The following is a 15,163-nucleotide window of genomic DNA, read 5'->3' on the forward strand; positions in this document are numbered from 1 at the left end:
ACTGATCCAGCCTACGCCCAGCACCGCGGGCAGCCCGCGCGGGGCCGTCAGTCCAGCCTGCGGAGCGTGCCGCTCGGGTTGCCTCCCTGCTCGTCCTGGACCGTGTAGCGGATCGAGCCGTCGCTCCTGAGCGCGAACCGCTCCTCGGCGGAGCCGAGGCTGCAGTTCTCCTCCCGGTCCTCCGGTTTCACCCGCGAGTCCAGGACCAACTCCTTGGCCGTCGCCGACACCAGCTTCCACTTGCTGTGGCACACGAAGAGGGTGACGTCCTGCCGCCCGCTGGCGACCTGGGTCCCGGTCCGGCCCTGCCGGATGGTGATGGTCAGCTCGCCGGCCGGCAGGCCGGAGTCCGCGGTCAGCGACCCCCGCCAGGTGCCCAGGAACGCCTTGGGCACCGCGCCGGGCCCGCCGGGCGAGGGGGTGCCGGACGGCTGCGCGCTCGGCTCGGGCCGCGGGGACGCCCCGGTCTCGGATCCGCCGCCGGGGCGGGAATCCGGCGACGCCGGGCGGGCGCTCCCCTTGTCCGCGGAGTGGTCCCTGTCGCCGCCCGGGCCGTCCGGCAGTCCGTTCACCGCGAAGACGGCGGCGGCCAGCGCGCCCGCGACCGAGAGCACCAGGGTGCAGCTGAGCGCCTTCGGACGGCGCCGGCCGCCGACGGAGGCGGTGAGGGACAGCCGGCGTCCGGCGGGCGCCGGGGCGCCCTCGGGAGTGGACGCGGCGCCCGCCGGGTCCGGGTCCGAGGCCGCCGGTCCGGACGGTCCGCCCGGTCGCGGCGGCGCCCCCGGCGGGGCGGGGACGCCGTCGTACGAGGCGCCGGGCCCCCTCCCGTGCGCGGGGTCGGGGGCCCTCCCGTGCCCGGGACCCTTCTCGTACGAGGGGTCCGGCGGGCCGAAGGCGCCCAGGGCCGGCCCGGGCCCGGCGTCCCGGACGGGCGCGGGACCGGGACCGGGAGTGGCGGGGGCCGGCGCGGGACCGGGGCCGGGAGTGGCGGCGGGGGCCGGCGCGGCCGCCTCCAGGTTGAGGAGTTCCACGGCCTGCCTGCTGACCCGCTCGACCAGCGGGGCCGGCAGCCAGCCCGGCCCGACCAGCCCGGCGGCGCCCCGGTCCGGGGCCAGCCGGTGGAGGATCCGCTCGGGGGTGGGGCGGGCGGACGGGGCCTTGGCGAGGCAGGCGGCGACGAGGTCCCGCAGCTCTCCGGTGAGGCGCGGGTCGAGGACCGCCTCCTCGTGCACCACCTTGTAGAGCAGCGCGGCCGAGCTGTCGCCGGGGAAGGGCCCCTCCCCGGTCGCCGCGTACGCCAGCACCGCGCCCAGCGAGAAGACGTCGGCCGCGCCCGCGACCTCCTTGCCCAGGATCTGTTCGGGCGCCATGTAGCCGGGCGAGCCGATCGAGGCACCGGTGGAGGTGAGGGAGACCGTGCCGTCGACGGCGCGGGCGATGCCGAAGTCGATCAAGCGCGGGCCGTCGAGGGTGAGCAGCACGTTGGAGGGCTTCACATCGCGGTGCACCAGGCCCAGGGCGTGCACCGCGGCCAGGGCCTCGGCGAGGCCGGCGGCCAGGGCCCGCACGGACGCCTCGGGCAGCGGCCCGGAGTCGGCGACGGCCTGGGTGAGGGTGGGCCCCGCGACATAGCCGGTGGCCACCCACGGCACCCGGGCCTCCGGGTCGGCGTCCAGGACCGGTGCGGTCCAGGCGCCGCCGACCCGGCGGGCCGCGGCGACCTCGCGACGGAACCGGGCCCGGAACTCCTCGTCCAGGGCGAAGTGCGGGTGCACGATCTTCACCGCGACGGTACGTCCGCCGGCGCTGCGCCCCAGATAGACCCGGCCCATGCCGCCCGCGCCGAGCCGGCCCAGGAGCCGATACGCCCCGACGGCCTGCGGGTCTTCCTCGCCCAGCGGATGCATCGCGTGGCCTCCCCCCTGAGTACGCCGATCCAGCTTAGGCGGGGCCGGCCGCCCAGGGGGCGGTTGGGGCGCGTCGGGGTGCCGGGGGTGGTGTCGGGGCGCGCCGCTCAGCCGGACGCCTGGGCCGGCAGCAGGTCGACGCGGACGTCGGCCGGGTAGCCGGCCGACGGTCCGGTGCGGGCGGCGAACTCCCGGATCCCCTTGAGCTGGGTCTCACCGAGGCTGAAGTCGAGGGTGGTGAAGTAGCGCTCCAGGACCGGCGCGTCCAGGGCCTCCCAGCGGGCGGCCTGCTCGGCGACCTTGGTCACCTCTTCCAGCGAGAGGTCGCGAGAGGCCAGGAACGCCTCGTGGATCTTGCGGACGATGCGCGGCTCGCGCTCCAGGTACTCGCGGCGGGCCGCCCAGACCGCGAAGACGAACGGCAGTCCGGTCCACTCCTTCCACATGTGGCCGAGATCATGGACCTGGAGGCCCAGCTTGGGGGCGTAGTGCAGGTTGGCGCGCAGCGCGGCGTCGCCGATGAGCACGGCGGCGTCCGCCTCCTGCATCATCAGGCTGAGGTCCGGGGGGCAGGTGTAGTAGTCGGGGCGCACCCCGTACCGCTCGGTGAGCAGCAGCTTCGCCAGCAGCACCGAGGTCCGGGACGCCGAGCCGAGCGCGACGCGGCCGCCGTCCAGCTCCTCCAGCGGGACCTGGGACACGATCACGCAGGACATCACCGGCCCGTCGCAGCCGACGGCGATGTCGGGGAGGACGACGAGGTCGTCGGCGTGGCGCAGGTACTCCACCAGGCTGATCGGGCCGATATCCAGGTCGCCGCGGGACAGCTGGTCGTTGAGCGCGTCCGGGGTCTCCTTGGTGAGCTCCAGGTCGAGCAGCGTGCCGGTGCGGGCGAGTCCCCAGTAGAGGGGCAGGCAGTTCAGGTACTGGATGTGGCCGACCCGCGGCCGGCTCCGGCGGTGGCCGTTGGCGGTGGCGGCGGCAGGGGCTGAATTGTCCACATGCGGAGGCTAGCCCCGGCCCTGCGGGCGACCGTGCGCAGGGTGCGCTCCGGGCGCGTCATCAGCCACGCGACCTGCGAACATTCCCCAGAGCGACGGAGTGGAAACTCACCCTTCGCGTGACCTTTCGCTCTTTCCCCGCGAGAACAGCACGTGCTAGGCTCGCCACCAAGTTGCAGTTTGGTTTCCCTTGCAGTACAGAGCCTGCGGAGCATGTAACCCGCAGGCTTTTGTAGTTTTCAGACTTCTTGCACTTGCAGGTTCTGGAGCAGGGCAACCCTTTGGCCCAAGGAGGGCTTATGGCTACCGGAACCGTCAAGTGGTTCAACGCCGAGAAGGGCTTCGGCTTCATCGCCCAGGACGGCGGCGGCCCCGATGTCTTCGTCCACTACTCCGCGATCAACGCGTCTGGTTTCCGCTCGCTTGAGGAGAACCAGACCGTGACCTTCGACGTCACCCAGGGCCCGAAGGGCCCGCAGGCGGAGAACGTCACCCCCGCGGTCTGAGTATGCGGGTCCGGCCGTGCTTCGGCACGGTCGCCGATCAGCACCCAAGGAGCCCTGCCCTTCCGCTTCGGCGGAGGGGCGGGGCTCCTGCCCTTTCCGCTCACGCCCGCCGCCCGCCACGCGGGCTCCAGCCGGCGCACATGACCGAGGTCGGCCTCCTCCCGCTGGGAGCCGCGGGCAGGGCGGCGCCCGCCCCCTCCCGGCGCCCCCGCGGCACCGCACACCCTCGGCGGCACCAGGCGCCCCCTCGGACCGCCGCGCTCCCACGCGCCGTGCTCCCGTGCGCCGTGCTCCCGCGCGCCGCGCCCCCTTCGCGCCTCGCGCTCCTTGGACCGCTCCCGGTCCCCCAGAGCCCCGTCTCCTAACGGGCCGGGAGCGGTGGTCAGGAGCGCCGCCCTCGCCCGGGCCCGCCCCGGCCCGCCACCGCCGGCCGGGAGGGGCCAGGACGGGGCAGGCCGGTCCGGGTCGGGTCAGGCGGTCCGGACCGTCAGTGGTCGTCCCAGTGGCCGCCGTGGGCGGCGTGGCGGTGCCCGTTGTGGACGTAGTCGACGTGGTCGCCGTGCTGGATCTGCTGGTGCCCACAGGTGGGCCCGTGCTGGTGCTCGTGGGCGCCGTGCTGGATGTGCTCGGTGCGCTCGCACTCGTCCCAGTGGCCGTCATGGGCCCGGTGCACATGGCCGTCGTGGGCGTAGTCGAGGTGGTCGTCGTGGGCGATCTGCGGATGTCCGCAGTCCGGCCCGTGCTGATGCGTGTGCTCCGGGTGCTCCTTGTGTGCCACAGCCGTCATGTCATAACTCCTGGTAGCTGACACCTTTTGCCCCGGTAATCGACTATACGCTCGCCTCCCTCATCGCTCTCCGTCGTAGAGCCGTTCGATGTCGTCGGCGAAGTCGCGTGCGATGGCCGCGCGCTTCAGCTTCAGCGAGGGCGTGAGATGCCCCGACAGGTCCGTCCACTCCCCCGGCAGCACCCGGAAGCGGCGGATCGACTCCGCGCGGGAGACGGTCGTGTTGGCCTCCTCGACGGCGCGCCCCACCTCGGCGAGCAGCTCCTCGTCCGCGGCCAGCCGCCGCGGCGACAGCCCCTCCTTCCCCTGCATCCGCCGCCAGTGCGCGAGGCCGTCCGGATCCAGCGTGATCAGCGCCGCGACATACGGGCGATCGTCGCCGAGAACCATGCACTGGCCGATCAGCGGGTGCGCCCGCAGCCGGTCCTCCAGCGGGGCCGGAGCCACGTTCTTACCGGTCGCCGTGACGATCAACTCCTTCTTCCGGCCGGTGATCGTGAGATAGCCGTCCTCGTCCAGCGCGCCGATGTCACCGGAGGCGAACCAACGCTCGGCGGGGGCGCCGGGCACCGCGCCGCGCCCCGCGTCCCAGTAGCCGGTGAAGACCTGGCCGCCGCGCAGCAGCACCTCCCCGTCCTCGGCGATCCGCACCGCGCTCCCCGGCAGCGGCCAGCCCACCGTGCCCAGCCGGGGACGGAGCGGCGGCATCAGCGTCACGGCCGCCGTGGTCTCCGTCAGGCCGTACCCCTCGAAGACCTGGATGCCCGCGCCCGCGTAGAAGGCGGCGAGACGCCGGCCGAGCGGGGAGCCGCCGCAGATGACATGGCGCACCCTCCCGCCCAGCGCGGCCCTGATCCGGCGGTAGACCAGCGGTTCGTAGAGCGCGCGGGCGAGGCGCAGGCCCAGCCCCGGACCCCGCGCGGACTCCGCGCCCTCCGCGTACCGCATGGCGACGCGCGCGGCGCGGTCGAAGGAGGCGGCGCGACCCATCCGCTCCGCGGTGGCGCGCCCGGTGTTGTAGATCTTCTCCAGGACGTAGGGGATGGCGAGCAGGAACGTCGGCTGGAAGCCGGCCAGATCGGGCAGCAGGTCCTCGCTGCGGATGCTCGGGGCGTGGCCGAGCCGGACCCTGGCCCGCAGACAGCCGACGGCGACCATCCGCCCGAAGACGTGGGACAACGGCAGGAACAGCAGGGTGGCGGCCGGCTCCTTGCTGTCCGACCGGAACACCGGGTGGAGCAGCTCGATGGAGTTGTCCACCTCCGCGAAGAAGTTGGCGTGGGTGAGCACGCAGCCCTTGGGGCGGCCGGTGGTGCCGGAGGTGTAGATGAGCGTGGCGATGTCGTGCGGGCCGCGCTCCGCCCGACGCCGGGTCACGGCCTCGTCGGGCACCTCCCGTCCCGCGGCCGCGAGTTGGCCGATGGCCCCGGTGTCCAGCTGCCACAGTTGGGCCAGCCGCGGCAGGCCGTCGCGCACCGCGGTGACCAGCCGGGCCTGCTCGACGTCCTCCACCGCACAGGCGGCGGCGCCGGAGTCCTGCAGGATCCACCGCGTCTGGAGCGCGGACGAGGTCGGGTACACCGGGACGGTGACCAGGCCCGCCGCCCAGGCGGCGAAGTCCAGCAGGGTCCATTCGTAGCTGGTGCGGGCCATGATGGCGAGCCGGTCGCCGGGGCGCAGGCCGTGCGCGATCAGCCCCTTGGCGGTGGCGAGCACCTCGGCGGCGAAGGTCGCCGAGGTGACGTCGCGCCACCGTCCGTCCGGCTGCTTGCGGCTGAGGACCGCCTCGTCGGGTGCCTCGGCGGCGTTGTCGAAGGGGATCTCCGCCAGGCTGCCGTGCGTCACGGCGGGGGCGAGCGCGGGGACGGCGGCCTGCTGGACCACCCCGGCGACGATGTGCACCCGTGGTGGGACGAGGGTGGGGGTGGGGACTGGTGCGGTCGGTGCTGACTGCTGTGGCATGGCAACTCCTGACCCGTCAGTAACTTCACGCAAACGTAGGGCTGGCCCGAGCGGTGCGGGAACCCTTGTGACACGGGGAGTTGCGGCGAGAGCCGGGGGGTGGAGTCGCGGGGTGGGTCGACGGACAGAGGAGCGGGGCGGCGGGCCGACGCGTCAGCGGGGCGACGGGCCGACGCGTGGAGAGGAGCCGGTGGGTTCGGGTGAGGCGGCCCCCACCGGCCTCACCCGATCGGCCGAGTCCACGGCCCCCACCGGCGCCCGGCTTACTTGATCGGCGCGATGGCGATGATCTTCGTGGCGTCGTGCGCGGCGAGGATGTCCAGCTCGGTGACGCTTCCATCGGCCCAGGCCAGCTTGACCAGCGCCGAGTAGTTATTGCCGTTCCCGTTGTCCGTGACGGACCACGTGGTCGGCACGTTCCGCGCGCGGAGCACGCCGTCCGCGCCGTTCTTCTTCTCCCAGGCGGCGAGCTCCTTCTGGAGGCCGGCGCTCAGATAGTGCGTGCGCAGCGCGGAGGCCAGCGCGGCGCCGCCCTTGTCGTTGCGCGCGTCGATGTACGCCCCGAAGAAGTCACTCACTCGGGTGAGCGGGGAGGACGGGCTGCCGGAGACCGTCTCCGGGAACGCCTGCTGCGTCTTCACCGCGACCGCCCGCGACCCGGCGGTGCTCTGGTGTCCGTCGCCGGAGGCCAGCGCCGGCACGGCGGCGACGGTCAGCGACAGCAGGGCGGCGGCCGCGCCCCCGGCCAGCAGGGTCTTCCGCGCGATACGCCTCGTGCTCATCTCGATGCCTTCCTCTCCCCCGCTCCCCCGGCCCCGAACATGCGCCCCATCGACACAGCCCGTAACTTGAGGCTCACGGATCCGTGACGCTGCCGACCCCGGCAGCACTCTGTCTCTCACTGTGTTCACGCCCCGCGGCCCAGGAACGTTACCGACGGCTTGCGGTAGATCTCCGCCCGCCCGTAGCCGGGCCCGGACAGGTCTCCGCCGGCCCTCCGCGCAGGCGTAGAAGGGATGTCCGCACGTGATTCGCGAGCGCAGCACCCCCAACGGCACACCCGCCGGCACCCCCACCGGCACTCCCGTCCGCACACCCGCCGGCACTCCCGTCCGCACACCCACCGGCACTCCCGTCCGCGCACATGCCGGCACTCCCGCGGGCGCTCCCGCCGGCACGCCGGTCCGCACCTCTGCCGGCCGCACCCGGCGCCCGCCGCCCTTCGGCATCCGCCGGCGGCGGCCGGCACCGCGCCTGGCGGGGGCCTGCCTGACGGCCGCCTCGCTGGCCGCCGCCGCGTTGTGCGCCGCCACCCCGGCCCACGCCTCCCCGCCCACCCCCGCCCCGGCCGCCCCGCCGGCCGCCGCCCCACCCCCGGCCGCCGCCCCGCAGGCGTACGCCTGCGCCGACGAGCCGAACACCTCCGGCTCGGTGGACGGTTCGGTCCTGGCGTACGAGCTCGCCACCAAGTACACGGCCGAGTGGGACCGGGCGCGCGTCGAGTGGAACGCCCTCGGCAAGGTCGACATCAAGCCCGACGATCCGGCGACCACCACCGACGTCGACGTCGGCGACGTGGACCGGAGCGACGTCGGCTGGTCCGGACTGTGGCAGAACAACGGCAACGGCGCCGACGCCATCACCTTCAACGACCACTACCTGCGCAACTACACCGCGGACGAGAAGCGCGGCGTCGTCGCCCACGAGATCGGCCACGCGCTCAAGCTGGGCCACCGGGCCAGCCCGGAAGCGGTCATGTACTGCAACGACGCGCGCACCGCCTACGGGCCGTCGCAGCTCGACATCGACCACTACCGCAGCATCTGGGGCGCCTCCCAGGCCGCCCCCGAGCCCGCGCGGCGCGCCGTCGCGGAGACCGGCGGCGACCCGCCGCACCACACCTACGCGGTGCGGCTGGACACCCCGGCCCGCGCCTGCGGCTGGGCCGACGACGTGTTCGTGGGCACCGTGGTGGCCAAGGAGGGCACCCGACGCACCAACGGCGGTCGGCTGCTGTGGACCACGTACCAGGTCGAGGTCGTCAGCACCCTCAAGGGCAAGGTCAGCGGGAGCGTCCGGGTCGCCCAGGAGGGGGGCCAGGACCCGCGGCACCCGCAGCAGACCACGGCCGGCCACGCCCCCGAGCTGGAAGTCGGTCGCACCTATGTGCTCGCCACCCGCATCGCCCCGGACGGCTGGCACACGGCACCGTCCAACTTCACCCCGGTGCCGGTCCAGGCGGACGAGGGCAGTTCGGCGACGGACGCACCGGCCGCGTGGGCCGATGCGGTTCGCCACCCGGAGCACCAGAACGGCGCCTATCCGTCTGACCTGTCCCGCGCCACCGACCCGCAGGCGTGGTACACCAAAGCCCGCATCAACTGAAATCGGCTGAAACATGCGGGGATTCCGGGTGCTCCCGGCCGGCCTCCTGGCCGCGCTCCCCGCCGGACTCCAGACCCGAGCCCCCCTCGTGGTCCCGCGCGCGACCTCGCCCGTCGCGCTCGTCGCGCTCGGGAGCACGGCACGGGCCGTGCTCCCGGGCGCGCGCCCGGTCGGCGTCCGGGACGCGGTCCCGGTGGTGCTCCGGGAGCCGCTCCCGATCGGGTGACCAGCCCTGTCCCGCCATCAGGTTCCCCAACCCGGCCCATGCGAAGTTCATCAACGTGGCGGCCGTGTCCTCGACCGAGGGGCCGTGACCGGCCGCCTCGGCATCGTCGGCCCGCGCCCAGTCGGCCAGCGACTCGGCCGCGCCGACCAGCGCCTGCGCCAGCCCGGACAGCTCCGGAGCGGAGGGCTCCGCCGGGCAGCCGGCCTCCCGCGCGGCCGCCGATATCAACCCCGCCACCAGGGCGACGATCTCCGCCCGCAGCGCCGCGACCTCCCGCGCGAAGGGTTCGCCGAGCGTACGCGCCTGAAGGTGCAGCAGCGCCCAGCCGTCCGGGTGCGCGGCCGTGTGGGCGAAGAAGCCGTGCAGCCCGCTCCACAGCCGCCGGTCGGCGGAGGCCCCCGGCTCCACGGCGTCCCGCACGGCCGCGACCAGCGCCGCCGCCTCGCGTCGGACGCAGGAACCGAACAGCTCCTCTTTGGAGTTGAGGTACAGATACACCAGTGGCTTCGAGACCCCGGCCAACTCGGCGATCTCGTCCATCGACGCGATCCGGTAGCCGCGCCGAGCGAAGGTCCGCACGGCGGCGTCCAGCATCTGTTGCTCCCGAACCGCCCGCGGCACCCGTTTACTCTTCACCGCATTCACGCGAAACGCCCCTCCCAAGCCCCCGCCTGACCCGTTCCGTTGACCGTTCCATTGCCTGGTTCCGTCACTCTCGGGTAATCGTACGGGCACGCGAAGCGACGAAGGGCGGGCATCGGCCAGCGGGCGGGATCCCGCACCTCACTTCCGCTCGCACGTCCCCGGCATCCGCGGCAGGCCCATGACGACGCGGCAGGCGTCGACGCCGGGCCCGCCGTCCACGGCGCCCTGGTTGATACCGACGAACAGGTCGTCGTCGCCGTCGCCACCGCGCACCCGACCGGAGGGCTGGAGAAGCCCGCCGACCTCGATCCGGTCGGCGGCCTCCCCGCCCTCCACCCGCCCGAACACCCCGGCGGCCGGATCGAGGACGAGGACGTCCGCGCCGCGGGCACCTCGGATGTCGGCCCCCTCGGCCACGAAGGCGTGGCCGAGGAGGTCGATGCGGTCGTCGTGCCGGCCGCCCGCCACCCGACCGAGGACGGGGCCGTCGAGGGCGAACCGGTCGCCGCGGGACTGGCCGTCCAGGGAGCCGCGGGGCCCCACGGAACCGGTCGCCGTGAGCGTGACGGCGTCCTCGCCGTCGCCGCCGCGCACCCCGCCCGCCACGGGGCCGGTGAGGGTGATGGCGTCGTCCCCGGCGAGGGCGTCGACGGTGTCGCCGGCGTCCACCGAGGAGCAGGTGATCACGTCGTCGCCGGGGGTGCCGACGATGGCCGGGCCGGTCATGTGTCTGCCGTTGACCACGCAGGACGTCGCGGCGTGCGCCGGGGTGGCCGTCAGGCCCGCCAGCGGCATGGCCAGCGCCGCCGCGGCGGCGGCCGTACGGAGCGTCCAGCGGGCCTTCGCCGCGGCGGACCACAGGGAGGCCGCTCGCGGGGAGGCGAGACGACGGGCGGCGCGACGGCGGGCGGCGCGGCGACGGGACGCGGGTGGGTGCGGCATGGGGGGGCCTTCCGTGCGGGTCGGGCCGCCGGGCCGCATGAGCACCCCGGGACGGCGGTTACACACTGCGTCGACATGAGTACTGTCAGTGCCGGCATTTACGCTCGACTGTGACTTGAGCACCGCCTCCCGGCTCTCAACCGCCGGGGGCGACGGGCGAGTTGAGGGGAGGCCGTAATGGGGCACGACCGCGACAGCCGTTCCCGCCCGGCGCCGGGACCCGCGACCGGCGGCGGGCGACGCGGACGCGCGGACCTCCGGGCGGCGATATGCCGCCGCTGACCGGACGGGTGCCCTAGATTCCTCGGTGCCGCGGTCCGCTCGGGGACCACCCGCCGGACGGCGGCCGTGAGCCTGTTCGGCGGAGGAGGCGGGCACGGGTGTGCGGCGTGGCGGGCTGGGTCGACTTCGCGCGGGATCTGACGGCGCACCGCGCGGTGGTGCGGGGCATGACGGCCACCCTGGCCTGCCGGGGGCCGGACGACGAGGGGCTGTGGAGCGGCCGCGGCGCGCTGCTGGGCCACCGCCGGCTCGCCGTCATCGACCTGGTGACGGGCCGGCAGCCGATGTCCCACGCGGAGGCGGTGGTCAGCCACAGCGGCGAGGTCTACAACTACCGCGCGCTGCGCAGCGAGCTGACCGCGCGGGGCCATCGGTTCCGTACGCACAGCGACACCGAGGTGGTGCTGGCGGCCTACCGCGCGTGGGGCGAGGGCTTCGCCGAAAGGCTGGAGGGCATGTTCGCGCTGGCGCTGTGGGACGAGAAGGCGGAGCGGCTGCTGCTCGTGCGCGACCGGATGGGCGTCAAACCGCTCTACTACTACCCCACCCCCGCCGGGCTGCTCTTCGGCTCCGAGCCCAAGGCGATCCTGGCCCACCCGCAGGCCGAGGCGGTCGTCGACCTCGACGGGCTACGAGAGCTGTTCGCCCTGGCCAAGACGCCGGGGCTGACGGCCTACCGGGGGATGTACGAGGTCAAGCCCGGCCATGTGGTGCGGCTGACCCGCGCGGGGCTGCGGCAGCGCCCGTACTGGACGCTGCCCACCACCGAGCACACGGACGGCTGGGCGCGGACCGTGGACACCGTGCGGGAGCTCCTCGACGAGGCCGTGACCGGGCAGCTCGTCGCCGATGTGCCGCGCTGCACGCTGCTCTCCGGCGGCCTGGACTCCAGCGCCGTCAGCGCGCTGGCCGCCCGCCGCCTGGCGGCTCGCGGGGCGGGACCGCTCGCCACGTTCGCCGTCGACTTCGCGGAGCCGGGCGCGCCGACGCCCCAGGGCAGCCCCGACCGCCCGTACGCCCACGCGGTCGCCGCGCACCTCGGCACGGACCACACCGACATCGTCCTCGACGCGGCCGAACTGGCCGATCCGCTGCACCGCACCACGACGCTGACGGCGCGCGACCTGCCGGACGGTCGCGCCGAGCGCGACACCTCGCTCTACCTGCTCTTCTCCGCCATCCGCGGCCATGCCACGGTCGCCCTCTCGGGCGAGTCCGCGGACGAACTCTTCGGCGGCTACGCGTGGTTCCACGACCCTGGGGCGCTCACCAGCGGCACCTTCCCCTGGATCGGGGAGGACGGCACGGGCTTCGCGGGCACCCTGGACCGTCTGCTCGCCCCCGCCCTCCGCGCCCGGCTGGGGCTCGCCGCCTACCGACGTGACCGGCACCGGGAGGCGCTCGCCGAGGTGGAGCACCCGCCCGGCTCGGCCGACCCCGTCGAACGACGCCTCCGCGAGGTCACCCACCTGGCGCTCACCCGCTTCGTCCCGCGGCTGCTGGACCGCAAGGACCGCATGTCCATGGCCGCCGGCCTGGAGGCTCGCGTCCCCTTCTGCGACCACCGCCTGGTGGGCTACGTCTACAACACGCCCTGGTCGCTGCGGGCCCGGGGCGGCCGCGAGAAGAGCCTGCTGCGCGCGGCCACCCGCGACCTGCTCCCGGCGCACGTCGCCGACCGCCGCAAGAGCCCCTACCCCGCCACCCCGCACCGCGCCTACACCGAGGCCGTACGCGCCCAGTTCGCCGCCCTCGTCGCCGACCCCGGCCAGCCGGTGCACCCTCTGCTGGACGCCGACTGGGCGGCGGAGACCACCCGGACCGCCCCCGCGACCGCCCTGGAGGACTACCTGGCGCGCTTCGGCATGGAGTGCGCCCTGCTGCTCAACACCTGGCTACGGCGGTACGCGGTGCGGCTGGAGGTGTGACCGGCCGCCGGCGTCCACGGGTGTCGAGCAGGGCCGTGCCATGACCGGTCACGCGTCGGCGAACGGATCCCCCAGCACTCCGGCGAGCCGGATGAGACCCGGCCCCTCGCCGGCACGGTCGCCGGCACCGACCGAGGCGTAGACGGTGTAGGTCCACCCCCGTTCGGCCGCGTGCGGCGAGGCCCAGGCCAGGACGTCGTCGACGTCGACCTCGCCCAGCACCTCGTACTCGTGCGCCGTGGCCGCGGGCACGTCCCAGAACGAGACGCGATAGCGGGCGTGGTCCGCTTCCCAGGCGGTGTCGCGGGGGTCGATGCGGCGGATATCCATGATCCGAGCCTAGACGCGAGGCTCCGACGCTCTCGCGTCACCGGTTCCGTGCGCCCCGCTCCGTCGTCCCGGGACGACGCGAGACCGGGCGCGACGATCCGCCGTCCACACGACACGGCGCCCCCGGTCTCGGGGAGACCGGGGGCGCCGCCGCCTCGTGACGTCCCGCGGCGCTAGGTCGCCGGCGCCGGAAGGGGCGCCTTCTGGTCGGCGTCGCCCCTCTCGTGGCCCTCCAGGAGAGAGCCGCTCGCGGAGTCGTACGCCTCGCGGTCGAGGATGTTCTCCCGGGCGGAGACGAGGATGGGGATGAGCGCCTGCCCGGCGACGTTCGTCGCCGTCCGCATCATGTCCACGATCGGGTCGATGGCCATCAGCAGGCCCACGCCCTCCAGCGGGAGGCCGAGGGTGGAGAGGGTCAGGGTGAGCATGACCGTTGCGCCGGTGAGGCCGGCGGTGGCGGCGGAGCCGATGACGGAGACGAAGGCGATCAGCAGGTAGTCGCCGATGCCCAGTTCGACGTCGAAGATCTGGGCGATGAAGATCGCGGCGATGGCCGGGTAGATGGAGGCGCAGCCGTCCATCTTGGTGGTGGAGCCGAAGGGCACCGCGAAGCTCGCGTACTCCTTCGGGACGCCGAGGCGCTCGGTGACCCGCTGGGTGACCGGCATGGTGCCGACCGAGGAGCGGGAGACGAAGGCCAGCTGGATGGCGGGCCAGGCGCCCTTGAAGAAGTTGAGCGGGTTGACCTTGGCGACGGTGGCCAGCAGCAGCGGGTAGACGCCGAACATGACCAGGGCGCAGCCGATGTAGATGTCGGCGGTGAAGGTGGCGTACTTGCCGATCAGGCCCCAGCCGTACTTGGTGATCGCGAAGCCGATGAGGCCGAGGGTGCCGAGCGGGGCGAGCCGGATGACCCACCACAGGGCCTTCTGGAGCAGCTCCAGGACGGCCTGGCTGAGGGTGAGGATCGGCTGGGCCTTCTCGCCGAGCTGGAGGGCGGCGATGCCCGCCACCGCCGCCATGAAGACGATCTGCAGGACGTTCAGCTGGGTGAAGGGGGTCACCACGTCCTGCGGCACGATGCCGGTCAGGAAGTCCAGCCAGGAGCCGGCGTGCTCGGGCTTGCCGCCGTCCTTGGGGGTGAGGCCGGTGCCGGAGCCGGGGTTGGTGAGCAGGCCGATGGTCAGACCGATGGCGACGGCTATCAGCGAGGTGACCATGAACCACAGCAGCGTGCGGGCGGCCAGCCGGGCGGCGTTGTTGACCTGCCGCAGGTTGGTTATGGAGACCAGGATGGCGAAGAAGACGAGCGGGGCGACCGCGAGCTTCAGCAGCTGGACGAAGATCGAGCCGATCTTGTCGAGGGTGGTGGCGAGCCACGCGACGTCACCGCTGCGGGCGGCCCAGCCGAGGAGTACGCCCAGCACCAGGCCGAGCAGGATCTGGGCCCAGAACGGGACCTTGGGCAGGCGGAGCGACGACGAGGACGTCTTGGCTTCGGGCGACAACGGACACACTCCGTGGGTGGGTTCCATGGGGGGTGGGTGGGGGCATGAAAAAAGCCGGGAGGTCCGTGCGGATCTCCGGCCGCTGTGCTGACGGGGCGCGCGAGCGCGGGCGTTTCGGCGGATCAGCGGCGACAGGCCGCGGAGCGGCATCGGCGACGGCAGCGACAACGGCAAAGACCTGCGGGCAGGCGCACCGCGAGCGGAACCCTCGCGGGGGGTCGGGGCGCAGCTGCTGTCTTCATATCGAACACGCTAACACCCTCCCTTTGGGTGACCCAAAGGCAATCTTTGGGCGCACCCCTCCCATGGATCCCGGAGACGGCCGAAGCGGCTCCGGGGGCGGCGCGGTCGGACCCGGTACAGACGCCGAAAGCCCCGGCCGACGGCGGAGAACGCCGTCGGCCGGGGCTTCCCTACGAGGGAGTGCGCGCCCGGGCGCGATGTGGTGAGGCTTACAGATCGTCTTCCTGGCCGCGGTTGGCCGCGAGCTTCTGCTTGGCCCGGTCGACCTTGACCACGATCTGCTCGGACATCTCGTCGCGCTGCTTGCGCAGCAGCACCAGGCTGAGCGGGGCGGAGACGACGAGGGCGAGCAGCAGCACCCAGATGAAGCTGGAGCCGTTGGCTGCGGCCGGGAACACACGGAAGGAGACCAGCGCCCACATGACGAGGAAGCATCCGGCGAAGATGCCCAGACGCATCACGGAGTAGCGGAACGTCGCGCTCGTCTTGAGAGACACGGCTGGACTTCTTT

Annotated in this window: 12 protein-coding genes and 1 pseudogene; 3 read left to right on the forward strand and 10 right to left on the reverse strand. The window is 73.8% G+C overall.

Translation table 11 applies throughout. The features are described from left to right. Positions 1-47: 47 nt before the first annotated feature. Positions 48-1,907: a serine/threonine protein kinase gene (locus LRS74_RS14000; RefSeq protein WP_277741303.1), complete on the reverse strand. Its 1,860-nt coding sequence runs from the start codon at positions 1,905-1,907 to the stop codon at positions 48-50. Positions 1,908-2,014: 107 nt separating this feature from the next. Continuing rightward, positions 2,015-2,908 carry a menaquinone biosynthesis protein gene (locus tag LRS74_RS14005; RefSeq protein ID WP_277741304.1) on the reverse strand — a complete coding sequence of 298 codons (894 nt, stop codon included), beginning with the start codon at positions 2,906-2,908 and terminating at the stop codon, positions 2,015-2,017. A 299-nt stretch (positions 2,909-3,207) separates the two neighbouring features. Between LRS74_RS14005 and LRS74_RS14010 the strand changes: the two genes are divergently transcribed. Continuing rightward, positions 3,208-3,414: a cold-shock protein gene (locus LRS74_RS14010; protein WP_144380865.1), complete on the forward strand. Its 207-nt coding sequence runs from the start codon at positions 3,208-3,210 to the stop codon at positions 3,412-3,414. 487 nt (positions 3,415-3,901) lie between these two features. Here LRS74_RS14010 and LRS74_RS14015 read toward each other — a convergent pair whose 3' ends face one another. From LRS74_RS14015 to LRS74_RS14025, 3 genes are all read right to left on the reverse strand, one after another. Then, complete coding sequence (locus LRS74_RS14015; protein WP_277741305.1) at positions 3,902-4,201, reverse strand: hypothetical protein; 300 nt, start codon at positions 4,199-4,201, stop codon at positions 3,902-3,904. Between the two features lie 60 nt (positions 4,202-4,261). Beyond that, entirely contained in the window at positions 4,262-6,163 is a 1,902-nt protein-coding gene (locus tag LRS74_RS14020; protein ID WP_277741306.1) for an AMP-dependent synthetase/ligase, read from the reverse strand. 263 nt (positions 6,164-6,426) lie between these two features. Further along, on the reverse strand, positions 6,427-6,945 hold the full coding sequence (locus tag LRS74_RS14025) for a hypothetical protein (RefSeq protein ID WP_277741307.1): 519 nt from the start codon (positions 6,943-6,945) through the stop codon (positions 6,427-6,429). 244 nt (positions 6,946-7,189) lie between these two features. On the opposite strand from LRS74_RS14025, the gene LRS74_RS14030 reads away from it, so the two are divergent. Beyond that, positions 7,190-8,548, forward strand: coding sequence for a hypothetical protein (locus LRS74_RS14030; RefSeq protein ID WP_277741308.1), 1,359 nt, complete (start codon positions 7,190-7,192; stop codon positions 8,546-8,548). Positions 8,549-8,768: 220 nt separating this feature from the next. Here LRS74_RS14030 and LRS74_RS14035 read toward each other — a convergent pair. Together LRS74_RS14035 and LRS74_RS14040 are read right to left on the reverse strand one after the other, a co-directional pair. After that, positions 8,769-9,419: pseudogene (locus tag LRS74_RS14035) on the reverse strand (TetR/AcrR family transcriptional regulator); the annotation flags it as partial. Positions 9,420-9,557: 138 nt separating this feature from the next. Then, on the reverse strand, positions 9,558-10,361 hold the full coding sequence (locus tag LRS74_RS14040; RefSeq protein WP_277741309.1) for a hypothetical protein: 804 nt from the start codon (positions 10,359-10,361) through the stop codon (positions 9,558-9,560). A 380-nt stretch (positions 10,362-10,741) separates the two neighbouring features. Here LRS74_RS14040 and asnB point away from each other — a divergent pair, with 380 nt between their 5' ends. After that, positions 10,742-12,571: an asparagine synthase (glutamine-hydrolyzing) gene (gene asnB / locus LRS74_RS14045; protein WP_277741310.1), complete on the forward strand. Its 1,830-nt coding sequence runs from the start codon at positions 10,742-10,744 to the stop codon at positions 12,569-12,571. A 48-nt stretch (positions 12,572-12,619) separates the two neighbouring features. Here the strand turns inward: asnB and LRS74_RS14050 are convergent, their stop codons facing one another. The 3 genes from LRS74_RS14050 to LRS74_RS14060 form a co-directional block, all read right to left on the reverse strand. Continuing rightward, positions 12,620-12,901 carry a hypothetical protein gene (locus LRS74_RS14050; RefSeq protein WP_277741311.1) on the reverse strand — a complete coding sequence of 94 codons (282 nt, stop codon included), beginning with the start codon at positions 12,899-12,901 and terminating at the stop codon, positions 12,620-12,622. Between the two features lie 173 nt (positions 12,902-13,074). Then, complete coding sequence (locus LRS74_RS14055; protein ID WP_277741312.1) at positions 13,075-14,436, reverse strand: dicarboxylate/amino acid:cation symporter; 1,362 nt, start codon at positions 14,434-14,436, stop codon at positions 13,075-13,077. Positions 14,437-14,861: 425 nt separating this feature from the next. Then, positions 14,862-15,149 carry a DUF4229 domain-containing protein gene (locus tag LRS74_RS14060; protein WP_260867244.1) on the reverse strand — a complete coding sequence of 96 codons (288 nt, stop codon included), beginning with the start codon at positions 15,147-15,149 and terminating at the stop codon, positions 14,862-14,864. Between the last annotated feature and the right edge of the window lie 14 nt (positions 15,150-15,163).

Origin of the sequence: Streptomyces sp. LX-29, assembly GCF_029541745.1 — a bacterium.
In the GTDB taxonomy this organism is placed as follows: Bacteria; Actinomycetota; Actinomycetes; order Streptomycetales; family Streptomycetaceae; genus Streptomyces.

What these genes read in the sequence shown, in the direction of transcription:
- LRS74_RS14050 (WP_277741311.1), bottom strand. Translation starts at nt 12,901, where the DNA reads ATGGATATCCGCCGCATCGACCCCCGCGACACCGCCTGGGAAGCGGAC.
- LRS74_RS14015 (WP_277741305.1), bottom strand. Translation starts at nt 4,201, where the DNA reads ATGACGGCTGTGGCACACAAGGAGCACCCGGAGCACACGCATCAGCAC.
- LRS74_RS14055 (WP_277741312.1), bottom strand. Translation starts at nt 14,436, where the DNA reads ATGGAACCCACCCACGGAGTGTGTCCGTTGTCGCCCGAAGCCAAGACG.
- LRS74_RS14020 (WP_277741306.1), bottom strand. Translation starts at nt 6,163, where the DNA reads ATGCCACAGCAGTCAGCACCGACCGCACCAGTCCCCACCCCCACCCTC.
- LRS74_RS14040 (WP_277741309.1), bottom strand. Translation starts at nt 10,361, where the DNA reads ATGCCGCACCCACCCGCGTCCCGTCGCCGCGCCGCCCGCCGTCGCGCC.
- LRS74_RS14025 (WP_277741307.1), bottom strand. Translation starts at nt 6,945, where the DNA reads ATGAGCACGAGGCGTATCGCGCGGAAGACCCTGCTGGCCGGGGGCGCG.
- LRS74_RS14010 (WP_144380865.1), top strand. Translation starts at nt 3,208, where the DNA reads ATGGCTACCGGAACCGTCAAGTGGTTCAACGCCGAGAAGGGCTTCGGC.
- LRS74_RS14000 (WP_277741303.1), bottom strand. Translation starts at nt 1,907, where the DNA reads ATGCATCCGCTGGGCGAGGAAGACCCGCAGGCCGTCGGGGCGTATCGG.